At 71.6% G+C, this 16,533-nt stretch carries 15 protein-coding genes; 6 read left to right on the forward strand and 9 right to left on the reverse strand.

Annotated features, from left to right (window positions below):
• Positions 1–203 precede the first annotated feature (203 nt).
• A complete protein-coding gene (locus RLT59_RS07075) occupies positions 204–1,025 on the forward strand; it encodes a GH25 family lysozyme (RefSeq protein ID WP_311302613.1) in 822 nt (273 codons plus the stop codon).
• A gap of 73 nt (positions 1,026–1,098) precedes the next feature.
• Here the strand turns inward: RLT59_RS07075 and RLT59_RS07080 are convergent, their stop codons facing one another.
• From RLT59_RS07080 to RLT59_RS07110, 7 genes are all read right to left on the reverse strand, one after another.
• The gene (locus tag RLT59_RS07080) at positions 1,099–2,025 is read right to left on the reverse strand and encodes an endo-beta-N-acetylglucosaminidase H (RefSeq protein ID WP_311302614.1); all 927 of its coding nucleotides are present in this window, start codon (positions 2,023–2,025) and stop codon (positions 1,099–1,101) included.
• A gap of 346 nt (positions 2,026–2,371) precedes the next feature.
• Positions 2,372–2,725, reverse strand: a complete 354-nt coding sequence (mnhG, locus tag RLT59_RS07085) for a monovalent cation/H(+) antiporter subunit G (RefSeq protein WP_073734802.1) — start codon at positions 2,723–2,725, stop codon at positions 2,372–2,374.
• A complete protein-coding gene (locus RLT59_RS07090) occupies positions 2,722–3,057 on the reverse strand; it encodes an MrpF/PhaF family protein (RefSeq protein ID WP_311302615.1) in 336 nt (111 codons plus the stop codon). Before RLT59_RS07090 ends, mnhG begins: the two co-directional genes overlap by 4 nt.
• Complete coding sequence (locus RLT59_RS07095; protein ID WP_311302616.1) at positions 3,054–3,698, reverse strand: Na+/H+ antiporter subunit E; 645 nt, start codon at positions 3,696–3,698, stop codon at positions 3,054–3,056. Before RLT59_RS07095 ends, RLT59_RS07090 begins: the two co-directional genes overlap by 4 nt.
• Positions 3,695–5,347 (reverse strand): Na+/H+ antiporter subunit D, encoded by a 1,653-nt coding sequence (locus RLT59_RS07100; protein WP_311302617.1) that lies wholly within the window; start codon positions 5,345–5,347, stop codon positions 3,695–3,697. Before RLT59_RS07100 ends, RLT59_RS07095 begins: the two co-directional genes overlap by 4 nt.
• A gap of 11 nt (positions 5,348–5,358) precedes the next feature.
• Complete coding sequence (locus RLT59_RS07105) at positions 5,359–6,093, reverse strand: Na(+)/H(+) antiporter subunit C (RefSeq protein WP_311302618.1); 735 nt, start codon at positions 6,091–6,093, stop codon at positions 5,359–5,361.
• Positions 6,090–9,008, reverse strand: a complete 2,919-nt coding sequence (locus RLT59_RS07110; protein ID WP_311302619.1) for a Na+/H+ antiporter subunit A — start codon at positions 9,006–9,008, stop codon at positions 6,090–6,092. The genes RLT59_RS07105 and RLT59_RS07110 overlap by 4 nt, the downstream gene beginning before the upstream one ends.
• A gap of 337 nt (positions 9,009–9,345) precedes the next feature.
• Between RLT59_RS07110 and RLT59_RS07115 the strand changes: the two genes are divergently transcribed.
• From RLT59_RS07115 to RLT59_RS07135, 5 genes are read left to right on the forward strand one after another with little or no spacing between them, the layout of a single operon-like run.
• A complete protein-coding gene (locus RLT59_RS07115) occupies positions 9,346–12,255 on the forward strand; it encodes a nitrate- and nitrite sensing domain-containing protein (RefSeq protein WP_311302620.1) in 2,910 nt (969 codons plus the stop codon).
• The gene (locus RLT59_RS07120) at positions 12,252–12,689 is read left to right on the forward strand and encodes a roadblock/LC7 domain-containing protein (protein ID WP_311302621.1); all 438 of its coding nucleotides are present in this window, start codon (positions 12,252–12,254) and stop codon (positions 12,687–12,689) included. Before RLT59_RS07115 ends, RLT59_RS07120 begins: the two co-directional genes overlap by 4 nt.
• On the forward strand, positions 12,686–13,087 hold the full coding sequence (locus RLT59_RS07125; RefSeq protein WP_399124962.1) for a DUF742 domain-containing protein: 402 nt from the start codon (positions 12,686–12,688) through the stop codon (positions 13,085–13,087). The genes RLT59_RS07120 and RLT59_RS07125 overlap by 4 nt, the downstream gene beginning before the upstream one ends.
• Before the next feature lie 6 nt (positions 13,088–13,093).
• Positions 13,094–13,669 (forward strand): GTP-binding protein, encoded by a 576-nt coding sequence (locus RLT59_RS07130; protein ID WP_311302622.1) that lies wholly within the window; start codon positions 13,094–13,096, stop codon positions 13,667–13,669.
• Between the two features lie 33 nt (positions 13,670–13,702).
• Positions 13,703–14,836, forward strand: coding sequence for an FAD-dependent monooxygenase (locus RLT59_RS07135; RefSeq protein WP_311302623.1), 1,134 nt, complete (start codon positions 13,703–13,705; stop codon positions 14,834–14,836).
• Positions 14,837–14,903: 67 nt separating this feature from the next.
• Here RLT59_RS07135 and RLT59_RS07140 read toward each other — a convergent pair whose 3' ends face one another.
• A complete protein-coding gene (locus RLT59_RS07140) occupies positions 14,904–15,305 on the reverse strand; it encodes a RidA family protein (RefSeq protein ID WP_311302624.1) in 402 nt (133 codons plus the stop codon).
• A complete protein-coding gene (locus RLT59_RS07145; RefSeq protein ID WP_311302625.1) occupies positions 15,302–16,429 on the reverse strand; it encodes an acyl-CoA dehydrogenase family protein in 1,128 nt (375 codons plus the stop codon). The genes RLT59_RS07140 and RLT59_RS07145 overlap by 4 nt, the downstream gene beginning before the upstream one ends.
• Positions 16,430–16,533: the final 104 nt, after the last annotated feature.

Raw genomic sequence — 16,533 nt, forward strand, 5'->3', positions numbered from 1 at the left:
GCATCGCACTCCCCGCACCTCCCCCACCGCACCCCACGCGCACCTGCGACGAACCGCCGGCTACGCGGGTAGACCCGCACGGCCGACGGGCACCTCTGGACACCGTCCCACCCCATCGACGCGCCAGGAGGCACCCGTTGTTATCCCGAATCCGCAGTCCCCGGTCCGTCCGTCACAGACTCGTGGCGGCCGCGGCGGTGGCCATGACTGTGGCCCTCGCCCCGATGATGTCCGCGGTCCCCGCCGCGGCCCGGCCGGCGCCCGTCGGCAGCACCATCCCTCTCGGTGACGGCTATATGGGCGTCGGCTACACCGAGGACGGCAGGACCTTCCAGCCGGACACCGGGCAGCTCCGGCTCGACGCCGAGGGAGCCTCCCCGCAGCTGAACGCCACCGTGCCGGGGATCGACGTCTCCCACTACCAGGGAACGATCAACTGGGCGTCCGTGAAGTCCGCCGGGATCCAGTTCGCCTACATCAAGGCCACCGAGTCGACCACGTACCGGGACACCGCCTTCAACGCCAACTACCTGAACGCCTACAACGCCAAGGTGATCCGGGGCGCGTACCACTTCGCGCGGCCGAACCTCTCCACCGGCGCGGCGCAGGCCAACTACTTCGTGGCCCACGGCGGGGCCTGGTCCAAGGACAACCTGACGCTGCCCGGCATGCTCGACCTCGAAGGCGGCTGCTACAGCAAGTCCACCGCGTCGATGCGTACCTGGATCCTCGACTTCTACAACACGTACAAGGCGAAGACCGGCCGGGACGTCGTCATCTACACCAGTGCGAGCTGGTGGAACACCTGCACCGGCGGCTGGACCGGCATGTCCGCCAAGAGCCCGCTCTTCGTGGCCCACTGGACCAGCGCCTCCAGCCCCTCCATCCCGGCGGGCTTCCCGTACTGGACGTTCTGGCAGTACACCGACTCCGGCTCGGTGGGCGGCATCTCCGGCGCCGTGGACCGCGACCGCTTCAGCGGCACCAGCGCGAGGCTGCTGGCACTGGCCAACAACACTCCCTGACCACGGACTCGGTGACCGGGAGAACGCCGGCGGCGCGGAACGGGGGACCGCGCCGCCGGTACGGGTCGTATCCCTAGGGCGTGTAGCGGGCGTCGCTGCCGTACAGCTCTCTGGTGAACGCGGAGACGTCGGCACTGCGGTCGGCGCCGTCGAGGTTGTACGTCAGGTAGACGCCGTACCCCTCGCTGACGGTACGGCGGGCGAGATCGGCGGCCGTGCTCTGCGAGGTACCGCCGATCTCGACCGCCGCCGGGGACAGCTTCGACTTGGGCAGCGCGATGCCGGGAACCTGCCAGCTGCCGTAGTACGGGTTCCAGGCGTAGTCGAACTCGGACGAGACGTCCACGCCGTCGTAGGAGAGCCGCGAGGCCGCCGGGCCGATGTTGTAGAGGCTGATGATCTTGTCCGGCATGTTCGAGCGCAGCGCCGTCACCAGCTGTACGAAGGAGCTGTCGTTGGGCTGGCCGGTGCCGTTGTTGCCGTAGTCGGCGTACTCGTCGTCGAAATCGATCCCGTCGAGGCCGTACTCGGCCACGGTGTCCGAGAGTTGCGTCGCGAACGCCGAAGCCGCTTGCTGGTTCGGGAAGTTCGCGAAGCCCGCGCCCTCGTGGTTGCCGAGCACCGAGAGGACGACCTTGATGCCCTTCTCCTGCAACGGCCGTATCTCCGTGACAGCGTTGTCAAGGACGCGCTGCACGTTCTCGTTGAAGTCAAGATACGCGGCCTTCGTACCCGTGTCGTAGTTGATGTTCGCCGCGAAGACCACGGCGACGTCGAAGACGTTGCCGCCGTCGGCGAGCGTGTACTTGCCGACGTTGAGCATGCTGTTGTTGTTCACCTCGACGTACGCCACCGAGGTCGGCCCCTGCTTCGCGGGAGCCGGGACGGGAAGGGGCGCCGCTGCCGCGCCCGCCGTGGCGGTCGTGCCGAACGCGAGGGCCGTGACGGCCGAGAGCGCGAGCACGGCGGTCCGTACTCTGCTGCGTACCGGAGTGAGCATCGTTGATCGGTCTCCCATCGCATAGGCCGGCGCCGCGGACCTGTTCGGGAGCGCCGGACGATCCCTCCGAGCCTTCCGCCCCCGTCACCGGATCCCGGGAACCTTGCGCGAACCCTCACGACTCCCACCCACGCTCCACAGCAAATCCGGCAGCCGGCGGGCCTGCCGCGCCCCGCTGACGTCGAACGAGTGCCTGATGCGCGCGGAGGATACGGAACCGGCCCAAGCGGCCGATCGGGTCGCAGCTGCGCCTGCGGGGTACGCCCCCGTTGCGCGGGCCGGCGGAGGAAGGTCTCCAGGGCGCGCGGTGCGCGCTGTCCGGTGCCGCTGTCAGCGGCCGCCCCCGTCAGCTCTCCTCCGTCAGCTGCTCGTCCAGTTCGTCGAAGAGCAGCTCACCGTGGTCGACCTGACCGGTCCGGTACGCGGAGCGCGCGACCAGGTGCGCGGCGACCGGGCCGGTCATCAGCTGGAAGAAGCCGATCAGCGCCAGGGTCGCCAGGTCCATGCCGCTGCGCAGCCGCAGCGCGACCCCGGCCAGCACGATCAGCATGCCGAGGGACTGCGGTTTGGTCGCCGCGTGGCTGCGGGACAGGACGTCCGGCAGCTTCAGCATGCCGATGACGCCCAGCAGGCAGATGGCCGCGCCGAGAAGGACCAGGACCGCGCCGGCCGTGTCGGTGATCTGGAGCCAGACGCTCATGGTGTCTCCCTGCCCGGCCCGTCGGGACCGTCGGCGCGCGCTCGGCCCGACGGCCGGTCGCGTACGGCGATGAAGCGCGCGATGCCGACCGAGCCGGTGAAGCCGAGGAAGGCCAGCACCAGCATGATCGGGAAGTAGAACGGGTCCCGGGCGAAGGCCGACTTGGCGCCGAGCCCGGCGATGATCAGGGCCGCGCAGACGTCCAGCGAGATCGCCCGGTCCAGCATGGAGGGGCCTCGCCAGATGCGGGTCAGCAGACCCGCTCCCGCGATGACGATCACGACGACAGCCGCGATGAGCAGCCCCCGGTCCACGGCCTCCGGAACGCTCATGCGTCCTCCCCCCGGTCTTCCGGCCGCTCGCCGGTGTGCGGTGCCGCCGGAGGTGGACCGGCGACGCGGGCGATCTCGTCGCAGGTGCCGAAGGCCCGGACCGTCAGCTCCTCCATGCGCCATACCGAGCGGCGGGCCGCGTCCAGTTCCGCTGGCCGGTCCGCGTCCAGGACGTGCAGGAAGACGGTGGCCGTGGCACGGCGCACCTCGACGACGGAGCCGCCGGGCACGTTGGACATCGCGACGGCGGTCGCCGTGAGCATCAGGTCCGAGCGGCAGCGCAGTGGTACGGCGATCACGGCGGCCCGGTGCGGACGGTCCGCGAAGATCTGCCGGGTGACCTTCACGCCGGAGGTGTACATGTCGTAGAGCAGGAAGCCGGCCAGCCGCAGGATGCCCCAGGGGTGCAGTCGGAGCCCGAGGTCGACCTGCGGGAGCGGGAACGCCAGGCAGACCGCGACCGCGACCACCACTCCGGTCAGCACGTTGATCCAGTGCAGGCTGGACCAGAGCAGGACCCAGATGACGGTGAGCCAGGCGATCAGCGGCAGGTCGAGCACGCGCCGGCGGTGGCCCCGGAACTCGCAGCTGAACGGCGGCAGGTCCTTGTTCCGGTAGGAGAACCTGATGAGTCGTCTCACCGTCCGAGCACCGCCTCGATGTAGGGGGAACGTGCCAGCAGTTCGGCGGCCGAGCGGTCGGTGTACGAGGTCAGCGGACCGGCGAACACGGTGAAGGCGAGTCCGAGCGCGACCGTCGCGGCGGTGGCCCAGGTCATCGGCCTCGGCAGTTTCTTCGTGGTGGTGACGGCGTGGCCGTGCAGGGTGGCCGCCACCGCGCGCCCGGCCGGCTGGTGACGGATCCGGACCCCTTCGTCGCCGGTGCCGGGCATCCGGTCCGGGCCCTCGTCGGCGTCGCTGTCGTCCTCCTCGTCGGACTCCAGGACCGTGCCGTCCAGCGCCTGTCCGGGGGGCGCGGCCCGCCAGAACGCCAGGTTCCACACCTTGGCCATCACGTACAGCGTGAGCAGGCTGGTCGCCGTGGAGCCGATGACGAGGATCCAGGCCCAGACACCGCCGTCGGCGACACCCGCGCGCATGAGTCCGAGCTTGCCGATGAATCCGGACAGCGGCGGGATCCCGGCCAGGTTCATCGCGGGTACGAAGAAGAGGACGGCGAGCAGCGGGGCGGCCTTGGCGATGCCGCCGAGCCGGGTGAGTTCGGTGGTGCCGCCGCGCCGTTCGATCAGCCCCGCCACCAGGAACAGCGTGGTCTGCACGGTGATGTGGTGGACGACGTAGACGATCGCACCGCCGTACGCCTGCCGGGTGGCGAGGCCGATACCGAAGACCATGTAGCCGATGTGGCTGATGAGGGTGAAGGAGAGCAGCCGCTTCAGGTCGGTCTGGGCGACGGCCCCCAGGATGCCGACGACCATCGAGGCGAGGGCCGCCGCCATCAGCAGGTCTCCGAGCCGGTTGCCGGGGAAGAGCAGGGTCTCGGTGCGCAGCATGCAGTAGACGCCGACCTTGGTGAGCAGTCCGGCGAAGACCGCGGTGACCGGGGCGGGCGCGGTCGGGTAGGAGTCGGGGAGCCAGGCGGCGAGCGGGAAGACGGCGGCCTTGATGGCGAAGACGGTCAGCAGCATCGCCTGGATCAGGGTCTGGACACCCAGCGGGAGTGCGGTCAGGCGCCCGGCCAGCTGGGCGAAGTTGGCGGTTCCGGTGGCCGCGTACGTCATCGCGATGGCGGTGAGGAAGAGCATCGAGGAGAACAGCGAGATGATCACGTAGGTGGAGCCCGCGCGGACCCGGGGGCCGGTGCCGCCGAGGGTGAGCAGCACGAAGCTGGCGACCAGCATGATCTCGAAGCCGACGTAGAGGTTGACCAGGTCACCGGCGAGGAAGGTGCAGGAGACCCCGGCGACCAGGATCAGGTAGGCGGGGTGGAAGACCGCCACGGGCGTCTCCTCGTCCCGGTCGGCCATGCCCTGGCCGAGGGAGTAGACGAGGACGCAGAGGGTGACGGCGGAGGAGACCGTCAGCATCAGTCCGGAGAGCCGGTCCGCGACCAGCGTGATGCCGAGCGGCGGCGCGAAGTCGCCCAGGTGCACGGTGAGCGGCCCTTCGATGTCCGCGTCGATCATCAGGGTGACCGAGAGGCCCAGTACGGCGGTGAGCACGGCGACGCTGATGAAGCGCTGGAACTGTTTGAGCCGGGTGCCGAAGGCGAGGCTCAGTCCGGTGGCGCAGAGCGGCAGCAGCACCGGCAGCGGGACGAGTGCGTTCACCCGGTGTCTCCTCAGTTCGGGTCGTCGGGGCGGGCCGGGTCATCGGGGCGGGCCGGATTATCGGCGGTGGTCGGGTCGTCGGGGCGGACCGGGTCGTCGGGGGCGGGGGCCGTGTCGGAGGCGAAGCCGGTGCCCGGTCCCGGTGCGGCGTCGGGGCCCGGCGCGGGGCCTTCGCCGTCGGCCGTCGCCGCGTAGTGCTCCGGGTCCGCGCCCAGGACGTCGTGCCACAGGTCACCGGACGCGTCCCGGCCACGGGCCTGGAGGGCGCGGTCGGCGCGCAGTCTGGCTCTCAGCCGGCGGCGCTCCGCGCGGTAGCGGCGGCGTTCCTCTTCGGTGCGGTCGGACTCGGACCGGTAGCGCTCGCGCAGTTCGTCGCGCTCCCCCAGTACCTCCGCACGCAGCACGATGCGCCGATCCTCCAGGTCGTCGTGGACCTCGTCGGTGCCGGTCAGCTGGTGGCTGCGGTAGGCCATGGCCAGGAGGAACGCGGTGGTGGCGAGGGTGATGACGATGGCGGTGAGGGCGATGGCCTGGGGCAGCGGATCGGTGACCTTGCTCAGCGCGACCCCATAGAGCAGGGGTTCACGGCCGGCCGTTCCGGTGGCGGACAGGACGAGCAGGTTGATGCCGTTGCCCGTGATCACCGCGCCCAGCAGGATCCGGGTGAGCGGCCTGGTGAGCATGAGGGCGCCGCCGACCGCGCACAGGACCGCGGCGGTGGCGAGGAGGGAGGCGCTGACGGTCATCCCGCGCCTCCCGTCCCGGGCGCCGGTCCGCGTCCGGCCGCCAGGTCCGAGGCCTCCTGGGCGGCGGCCCGCTCGATCTGCCGGTCGACCTTCGCGCCGAGGGCTCGCACGATGTCGAGCACCACGCCCAGCACCAGGAGATAGACACCGAAGTCGAAGATGACCGGCGTACCGAAGTGGTACGCGCCGATCAGCGGCAGGTGTCCGTAGTACGTCCAGGCGTGCAGGACCGTTCCGTCGGCGAGGCCCAGCAGGGCGACCCCGGTGGAGAGGAAGAGGCCGAGGCCGGTGAAGAGTCCGGGCTGCAGCGGGGCGGCCTCGGCCAGTTCGAAGCGGCCGCCCGCCAGGTAGCGGACGATCAGGGCGACTCCGGCGACCAGTCCGGCGACGAAACCGCCGCCCGGCATGTTCTCCGCGCAGAACAGCAGATACACCGAGAGCACCAGGATCGGGTGGAACAGCAGCCGGGCCACCACCTCGAAGACGACGGAGCGGTGCTCGGGCGCGAGCGTGGCGCCGGCCGCCAGCCAGCCGCGTTCCGGTGCCCCCTCGTCGCCGTGCGGCAGCCCCGGCAGCCGGGGCGTGGCCAACGACCAGGCGGTGTGCCCCTCCCGCTCCGGGGGCGCCGCGGCACCCTCGGCCCGGCGGTGCAGATAGATCAGGCTCGTCACACCGATCGCGGCGGCGGCCAGCACGGCGGACTCCCCCATCGTGTCCCAGGCCCGCAGGTCGACCAGGATGGTGGCGACCACATCCTTGAGGCCGTGGTGCGCGGTCTCCTCGACCATGGCGGCGCCCGCCGGGCTCGCGGTGCGCGCGGCCGCCGCGACCCAGACGGCCACGCTCAGCGTGGCGGCCGCGGCCAAGGCCACCGGGATGCGCACGGCACGGCGCCAGCTGCTGACCGACTCCTGGAAGTGCACCGGCATCCTTCGCAGCACCAGCACGAACACGATCATCGACACGGTCTCCACGCAGAACTGCGTGAGCGCCAGGTCGGGCGCGCCCTGGACGACGAAGAGCAACGCGGTCCCGTATCCGGTGAGTCCGGCGAGCACCACGGCCTTCATACGGCGTCTGACGGTGAGGCAGAGCAGGGCCGCGGCGCAGGTCAGCACGGCTACCGCACCTTGCAGCGGTGCGTCCCAGAGCCGGGGCGCGGCGGCCCCCCGCCAGGGCCGGTCCGTGGCGAGCACGGCCAGCTGCCCGCCGAGCATCACCAGCAGCGTGGTGGCGAGGTAGACGGAGAGCGAGCCGCGCTGGACGAAGCCGGTGATCTGGAGGGAGAGCCGCTCCAGGCCGAGCAGCAGATGCCCGAAGACGTTGTCGGCGGTCGGCCAGGCGATCCGCCGGGAGAGCCGGGTGACCTCGCCGCGCCACGCGAAGAGCGCGGCGCCGCCCGCCACGGCGACGGCCGAGAGCAGCAGCGCGGTGCCGAATCCGTGCCAGAGCGCGAGGTGGTAGGGGTGCGCGGGGGCGGGGAAGGTGTCCGCGTAGGCACTCAGCAGGTGGTCGGTCCACCCGACGCCGGGGCCGAGGACCAGTCCGCAGGCGGCGAGCAGTGCGGGCGGGGCGAGGAAGGCCCAGCCGACCCGGTGGACCGGGGTGTCGGTGACGCCGGGCTTGCGCAGGAAGGCGCCCCAGACGAACCGGACGGTGTAGGCGACGGTCAGCATCGATCCCGCGACCGCGACGCCCAGCGCCCAGCGGTCCGCGGTGTCGCCGTGCAGCAGCGCTTCGAAGGCCGCCTCCTTCGCGGCGAAGCCCAGCAGCGGGGGGAGCGCGGCCATGGACGCGGCGGCGATCACGGCGACGGCGCAGACGTGCGGCAGCGCGCGTCCGACGCCGGAGAGTCTGCGCAGGTCCCGGGTGCCTGTCGCGTGGTCGACGATGCCGGTGACGAGGAACAGCGGCGCCTTGAACAGGGCGTGGCCGAGGATCATGACGGCGGCGGCCAGTGCCGCGTCACGGTTGCCGATTCCGGCGAGCAGGGTGAGGAAGCCGAGCTGGCTGACGGTGCCGTAGGCGAGGACGAGCTTGAGGTCGTTGAGCCGCAGCGCCCGCCAGCCGCCGAGCAGCATGGTCGCGGCGCCTAGGACCATCACGACGGGCCGCCACACGGGGACGTCGGCGAATCCGGGTGCCAGCCGGGCGACCAGGTAGACACCGGCCTTGACCATGGCGGCGGCGTGCAGATAGGCGCTGACCGGGGTGGGCGCGGCCATGGCGTTCGGGAGCCAGAGGCTGAACGGCCAGATCGCGGACTTGGACAGCGCTCCGCACAGGATCAGCACCACGGCGACCGAGACGGCGACGCTCGTGCGGGGCGGGTCCGCGAGGATCGCGGAGATCCGGTAGGTGCCGCTCGCCTGACCGAGGATCAGGAAGCCGATCAGCATGGTGAGGCCGCCGAAGGTGGTGACGGTGAGCGCCTGGAGGGCGGATCTGCGGCTGTGCCGGTGCTCGCTGTTGTAGCCGATCAGCAGGTAGGAGAAGACCGTGGTCAGCTCCCAGAACACATAGAGCGAGATCAGGTCGTCGGCCAGGACGAGCGCGAGCATCGCCCCGGCGAAGGCGAGCAGGTTCCCGGCGAATCCGGCCAGTTGCGGGGTGTCGTCGGTGAAGTACGAGGCGCAGTAGAGCAGGACGAGCGTGCCGACACCGGCCGCGAGCAGCACCATCAGTTCGGCCAGCGCGTCCAGGCGCAGGCCGAGCGCGACGTCGTAGTCAGGGATCCAGTGCCACGACCAGGTGACCGAGGCGCCGGAGGCGGTGGTGTCCCACTGGGCGAGGGCCCAGCAGGTGGTGGCGGCCGGGGGCAGTGCCAGTACGACGAACGCGCGCGTGCCCAGTCGCCGGACCAGCGGGTGGGCGCACGCGGCCAGGACGAAGTGGCAGACGATGAGCGCGGTCATACGGCTCCGCGGTTCGGTCCGCCGCACGGTGTTGCAGAACGGGCAAAGGGCACTAAATACAGATATATCCCTGAACCGGCTTCACCCGTACGGCGCGCCGCGCCCACCCGTGCGCACTCAGATCGGTCACCACGGCTCCGCACAGCTCCGCGCATAGATGGTGAGTCCGTGATTGTCCGGTGTTGCTCATGTGAGGCCGCTTACTTTTCATTTTTACAGTGTGGCTAATATCTATCTGTCGAAGTTCTAAACGGATTTGACCAGTCGTGAGGCTGGCATTATCGCCAAGGAGCATGCCCTGCGCACGCGCGCGTCTCGGCGGAGCGACTCGACCACCATGTCGCTGCGGACAGCCCTGCTCGTACTGGCCGTCGTCCCCGGTGTCGCACTGGCAGCCCTCTGGGCCGTCACCAGTGGTCAGACTCTGCTCGACTTCCAGACCCAGGCAGCCCAGGGGCAGTTGGCCCAGAAGGCCGGCCAGCCGTCCAACATCGTGTACTACAACCTGCAGGAGGAGCGTCGTCTGAGTGCCGAGGCGCTGGCCCGCGGCGGAGGAGCCACCGACGCGCTGAGCAAGCAGCGCAGGCTGACCGACGAGGCGATCACCAGCTTCCAGACCCTCTCCGACATCGACACCGGCGACGCACCCCGCGAGGTGCGCGACGCGGTCACCCAGGCCCGCCAGGCGATCACCCAACTCCCCGCCCAGCGGACCCTCGTCGACGAGGGCGACGGCGATCAGCAGAAGGCCGTGTACCGCTACTACACGGATCTGATCACGATCGATCTGCAGCTGTTCACCGCGCTCAGCCATGTGGACAACGGCAAGATCACCACGCTCTCGCAGCCGCTGGTCGACCTGTTCTGGGGCAAGGAGATGATCTCCCGGACGGATGCCCTGCTGGCCCGTGGCTGGCCTGACGGCAAGATCAGCACGGCGGACCTCCAGGAGGTCCGGCAGGCCGTCGCCGCCCAGCCGTTCCAGTACTCCTCCAAGGTCGCCCCCTACCTTCCGCCGGACGAGAAGGCGATGTGGGACGAGATCGCCGCCGGTCCCGCCTGGAAGACCAAGACCCAGGTGGAGACGGAGGTGCTGCGTCCCGCCGATCCGGACAGTGCCGGATTCGTCAGCCTCGGCGCCAAGGAGAAGACCTGGCGCGGCGCGATGGACGAACTGACGCCCCAGCTGAAGAAGCTGATGGAGCACCGCACCGCGATGGTGGTCGAGAGCGGCAAGGACAGCGTCATCTCGCTGCTGATCAGGGTCGTCCTGACCACCGTGGTCGGTCTCCTCGCGGTCATCGCGGTCATCTGGTTCACCTGGCGCCTCAGCCGTAACCTGCGCCGCCGTATCGGCGGGCTCCAGGAACGCGCCGAGGAGCTGGAGAAGACGCTGCCCGATGTGGTCGAGCGCCTCGCCAAGGGCGAGCGCATCGATGTCGAGGCCGAGGCCCGTGCCATCACGCCGGACAGCGGGAGCGGCAAGTCCGACGAGTTGACGCAGCTGGGCAACGCGCTCAACCTGGCCCGCACCAGTGCCGTGGAGGCGGCCGTCAGACAGGCCGACCAGCACCGCGGCTTCGAGCGGCTGCTGCAGCGCATCGCGCGCCGCACCCAGCAGTTGATCGGCCAGCAGCTGAAGAAGCTGGACGAGCTGGAGCGCAAGCACGAGGACCCCGAGGTGCTGGACGGCCTCTTCGACCTCGACCACCTCACCGCCCGGCTCCGCCGCTACGAGGAGAACCTGGTGATCCTCGCCGGCGGCTCCCCGCACCGGCGCTGGCGCAAGCCCGTTCCGCTGCTGGACGTCATGCGTTCCGCCCAGGGCGAGGTGCAGGACTACCAGCGCGTGGTGCTGGATCTGGACGGCGCCCCGTGGCTCTCCGAGCGGGCCGTCGGTCCGGTCTCCCATGTGCTCGCGGAGCTGATCGAGAACGCCCTCAGCTTCTCCAGGCCCCCGAGCCCCGTCGAGGTCAGGGCGGCCCGGGTGAGCCGGGGACTGGCCATCGAGGTCGAGGACCGCGGCCTCGGCATGGACGAGCAACAGCTGGCCGACGCGAACGAACTGATGAGCCGTCCACCCAGGATGGACGTGCTGGCGCACTCCGACGACATCCGGCTGGGCCTGTACGTGATCGCGCGCCTCGCGGACCAGCACGGACTGCGGGTGGAGTTCCGCCCTTCGGCCTTCGGCGGTACCCGCGTCGTCCTGCTCGTCCCGGACGCGCTCACGGTCACCGAGCCGCGCACCGGCCCGGTGGGCGTGCCGTCCCCGGAGGCCGCCCGGCCCCCGATGCCCGCCGCGACCGGCGAGGCGGAGGCGCTGCCCAGCCGGGGCCGCGGCCAGGCTCTCGCCGGGGTCACCGCGTTGCACACCTCCGGCGCGCCGTTCGACGCGGCGGCCCCGTACGGCGTGGCGGCCCAGCCCTTCCCGGACCGGCAGCAGCCGCCCGCACCCGCCGCCCCGGCGGAAGCCACCGCGGAAGGCACTGCGGGCGCCCCGGCGGACGACCCGTTCGGCGGCTCCTTCGGGGGCTCGTCCGACGCCTCTTCCGACGGACGCGAACACCCGTACCCGCCGTACACCGCCCCCGCACCGGCACCCGCGCCCGGCCCGGCCCCCGGCCCCGCGCCCAGTACGTCTCCGTACGGTTCCGCCGGACCGGCGTCCCCGTACGGCGGGTCCCACCAAGACCCGTACGGCGGGTCCCACCAAGACCCGTACGGCGGGTCCCACCAGGACCCGTACGACCGGGGCGAGCAGCCGTACATGAAGGCCGAGGGCCAGTACCCCGTACCGCACCAGCCGTACCCGACGCCGGAGGAGCCGTACATGACTCCGCAGCAGCCGTACCCGGGCCCGTATCCGGCGGGCGCCACCGGGCACCCCGGGCGGCTGCCGGTGGCCGAGCCCGACCATCCGGCACCGCCGTCGTCCGCCACGGCCCCCGGCGGCGGGTCCGGCCGGCCCGCACTGCCCGCCGCACCGGCCTCGGAGCCCCCGTTGCCGCGCCGGGTACGGCAGGCCAGCCTCGCGGACGAGCTGCGGATCGACCCGGCCGCCGGGCCCGCCGCGCCGCAGCCGCAGAGCCGGGACGAGAACCCGCTCCGGCGGCCGGCCCCCCGGAGGGCCGGAGCCGCGATCGGAGCCTTTCAGCGCCGGTCCCGCGCCGCCCGCGCGGCCGACGAACCGCCGACGGATCCCGGCCCGCCCGCCCACCTCCCCACGAGAGAAGAACGGTCATGACACGCACAACCGCCACTCATCAGGACCTCGACTGGCTGCTCGACGGCCTCGTGGACTCGGTGGCCGAGACGCTGAACGCCGTGCTGCTGTCCGACGACGGCCTGGTGGTGAGCCATTCGCGTACCGTCGAGCGCGCGGACGCGGAGCGGCTGGCCGCCATCTGCACCGGCCAGCAGAGTCTGGCCCGGGGAGTCGGGCAGCTCTTCAACGGCGGCGGCGTGCACCAGGTGATCGTCGAACTGTCTGACCTGTGGCTCTTCATCATCTCGGCCGCCCAGGGCACGCACCTGGCCGTCGTCGCCTCCCAGGAGGTGGACGCCGAGATCATGTCGCTCGCCATGCACAACCTCGTCCAGCAGGTCGGTCAGAAGCTGAGCACCCCGGTGCGCGGTGAGTTCAACGCCTTCGGCGGCGGGGACGGGCCGCACGCGTGACCCCGCACTGGGAGGAAGAGGAGGAGGACGGGGCGGGCACCATGGTGCGCCCGTACACCATCACCCGTGGCCGGACCGCTCCCGAGCGGGACGACCTCACCCTCATCACCGTGCTGACGACCGCACACGACCCGCGGGACGAACACGGCGCGGCGGCCCGGCCCGGCCGGCTCCAGCCGGAACACCGGATGATCCTGGAGCGCTGCGTGCGTCCCGCGGCGGTCGCCGAGGTCTCGGCCGACCTCAACCTCCCGGTCTCGGTGACCAAGATCCTGCTGGCGGACCTGGTGTCGCACGGCCTGTTGCTCGCCCGCGCCCCGCTCTCGGTGGCACGGGCGGCCGGCGGTGCGGACATGGGCGTGCTGGCCGCTGTTCGCGACGGACTCCGGAGACTCTGAGTAAAGATGACAAGCAGTCAGGCGGCCCCGGCCGCCGTAAAGATACTGATCGCCGGCGGCTTCGGCGTCGGCAAGACCACCCTGGTGGGCGCGGTCAGCGAGGTCGCGCCCCTGCGTACCGAGGAGTTCCTGACCAAGGCCAGCGTCGGCGTCGACGATCTGGCCGGTGTCGGCCAGAAGGACACGACCACCGTGGCACTGGACTTCGGCCGGATCACGGTCAGTCCCGAGCTGGTCGTGTACCTCTTCGGCACACCGGGCCAGGAGCGTTTCTGGTTCATGTGGAACGACCTGGTGAACGGCGCGCTCGGCGGCGTCGTGATCGCCGACACCCGCCGGCTGGAGACCAGTTTCGCCTCGATCGACTTCTTCGAGAGCCGCGACATCCCGTTCGTGGTGGCGATCAACTGCTTCCACGGCCACAACACCCGCACCGCGGACGAGGTGCGGGCGGCGCTCGACCTCGATCCCCATGTCCCCCTGCTCGTCGGTGATGTGCGTGAGCGGACGTTCGGCCGGGACGTGCTGCTGGCCCTGGTCGAACACCTGATGAGCCTGCCGGTCGCGGCCGGTACCCGCTGATTCCCGTTGACTCCCTCTCTGGAGAGACCCGATATGGCAACACCCCTGCGCGTCCTGGTACACGGCGGCGGCATCGGCGGGCTGACGCTCGCCACCGCCCTGGCCCGGCGCGGCCACACGGTCGAGGTCGTCGAGCTCCGCGACGAGCTCGACGCGCTCGGCGTCGGCATCATCCAGCCGTCCAACGCGCTCCACGTCATGCGGGAGATCGGGGTGCTCGACGACTGCCTCAAGGCGGGCTTCGAGTGGGAGGTCCTGACCCTCGCGGACCCGGCCGGGAACACCCTGGCGGAGATTCCGCAGCCCCGGATGGACGACGCGCCGTCCAACAACGGCATACCCCGCCCCGCGCTGGCCCAGGTGCTCGGCAAGGCCGCCCAGGCGGCCGGCGCCACCATCCGCTTCGGCGCCACCGTCGCGGAACTCACGGACGACGGCCAGGGCGTGGACGTCACCCTGTCCGACGGCTCGGCCGGCCGCTGGGACCTGGTCGTCGGCTTCGACGGCATCGGCTCGCCGCTGCGCACCCGGCTGTACGGCGATCGTTACGCCCCCCAGTACACGGGATTCGCCAACTGGCGTGTCACCGTGCCCCGTCAGGAGCGGGTGCGGGGGGTCGTGATGAGCACCGCGGGCCAGGCGGCCAAGGCGCTGCTCACCCCGATCACGGATGAACTGATGTACCTGGGCACGGTGTTCCCGGAGTCCGAGGACTTCCGGCCCGATCCTACGAGCTCCCACGAGCAGCTCAAGGAGCGGCTGCCGATGTTCTCCGGTCCGGTCGCGGAGGCACTCGCCACGGTCACCGGACCAGAGGACGTGGTGTACTCGCGGATCTCCCAGGTGACGGTCGAGGAGCCGTGGCACGTCGGCCGGGTCGTGCTGGCCGGTGACGCCGCGCACGCGAGCACCCCGCACATCGCGCAGGGTGCGGCGATGGCCGTGGAGGACGCGCTGGTGCTCGCCCAGTCGCTGGACGCCGTGCCGGACCTCGCGGCCGCGCTCGACGCCTGGGAGGAGCGCCGCCGTCCCCGTGCCATGTGGGTGCAGGCGATGTCGCGTGCCGTGCTCAAGCAGGAGACCGGCGGCGAGACGACGCCCGAAGAGGACGAGCTGCTGAAGGTCGGCATTCCGGGCGCGGCCCACGTGCTGGTGAAGCCGTACTGATCCGTCATGCGGGCCGCGCGGTGCCGGCCGCGCGGCCCGCTCGGGGCCGTACCGCCGCGCGGCCCGGTCAGGGCAGCACCGCCGTCCCGTCGATCTCGACGAGCGCCTGCTCGTCCCAGAGCCGCACCGCCCCGATCACCGCCATCGCGGGGTAGTCGCGGCCGGCCAGCCGCCGCCAGATCCGGCCCAGTTCCGCGGCGTTCGCCCGGTAGTCGGCCACGTCGGTGGCGTACACCGTGACCCGCGCCAGGTCCGAGGGGGCGCCGCCCGCCGCGCGCAGGGCGGCGAGCAGATTGGTGAGCGCGGCGGTGAACTGCTCGGGCAGGGTGGTCCCGACGATGTCGCCGCGCTGGTCGAGCGCGGTCTGTCCGGCCAGGAAGACCAGCTGGCTCCCGGTGACGGTGACCGCGTGCGAGAAGCCCGCGGGCGGCGAGAGTTCGGCGGGGTTGATGCGGTGGATCGGGCTCATGCGGACGGCTCCCGGTTCGCGTACAGCTCCTTGGCGATGATCGTGCGCTGCACCTCGCTGGCACCCTCGTAGATCCGCGGGGCGCGGACCTCACGGTAGAGGTGTTCGAGCAGGTGGCCCCGGCGCAGGGCGCGGGCGCCGTGCAGCTGGACGGCCGTGTCCACCACGTACTGCGCGGTCTCGGTCGCGAACAGCTTCGCCATGGCGGCACGGCGCGGGACGCCCGGCTCCCCCGCGTCGTACGCGGCGGCGGCCGCGAGGACCAGCAGCCGGGCGGCCTCTGTGCGGGTGGCCATCTCGGCGACCTGGTGGGAGACCGCCTGGAGGCTCGCGAGCGGGCCGCCGAACGCGGTGCGGGTCGCGGTGTGCTCCACGGTGGCGTCGAGAGCGGCCGCGGCCATGCCGACGGCGAAGGCTCCGACGCTCGGCCGGAACAGGTTGAGGGTGTTCATCGCGACCCGGAAGCCCCGGTCCGGCTCGCCCAGCACGTCGTCCCGGGTCACCGGTACCCCGTCGAAGGCGAGGGCCCCGATCGGGTGCGGCGAGAGCATGTCGAGGGGGCTGCCGGTCAGCCCCGGGCGGTCGGCCGGGACCAGGAACGCGGTGACGCCCCGGGCTCCGGCGCCCTGCGTCGTACGGGCGAACACGGTGTAGAAGTCGGCCTCCGGGGCGTTGGAGATCCAGCACTTCTCGCCGGTCAGCCGCCAGCCGTCCGGGGCGGGCGCGGCGTCGAGCGCCAGGGCCGCCGCGTCGGAACCCGCCTCCGGCTCGCTGAGCGCGAACGCGGCGACGGCTCGGCCCGCGCGGACCTCCGGCAGCCAGCGCTCCCGCTGGGCCGCCGTGCCCGCCTGAACCACGGGGCAGCTGCCGAGGCCCTGGAGCGCGAGCGCGGTCTCGGCCTCCGTGCAGCCCCGGGCCAGGGACTCACGCAGCAGGCAGAGGTCCAGTGCGCCGGAGCCCAGCAGCCGGTCCAGCAGCCCGAGCTCACCGAGGGCGGCGACCAGCGGACGGTTCACCCGGCCGGGCTCGCCCTTCTCCGCGAGCGGTCGCAGCCGCCGCTCCGCGAGAGTGCGCAGTTCCTCGCACCAGGCGGTCTGGGCCGGATCGAGCGAGAATGCCGTCATACCGGCGCCTCTCTTGTCGGAGTCCCGTCGGAAGCTGTACGCGGTGCCGTTCTTTACCCGGTGCCGTTCTTACGTGCCTTGCCCAGCAGCTCTTACGCGCCTTG

This window comes from Streptomyces sp. ITFR-6 (assembly GCF_031844725.1).
Lineage (GTDB): Bacteria > Actinomycetota > Actinomycetes > Streptomycetales > Streptomycetaceae > Streptomyces.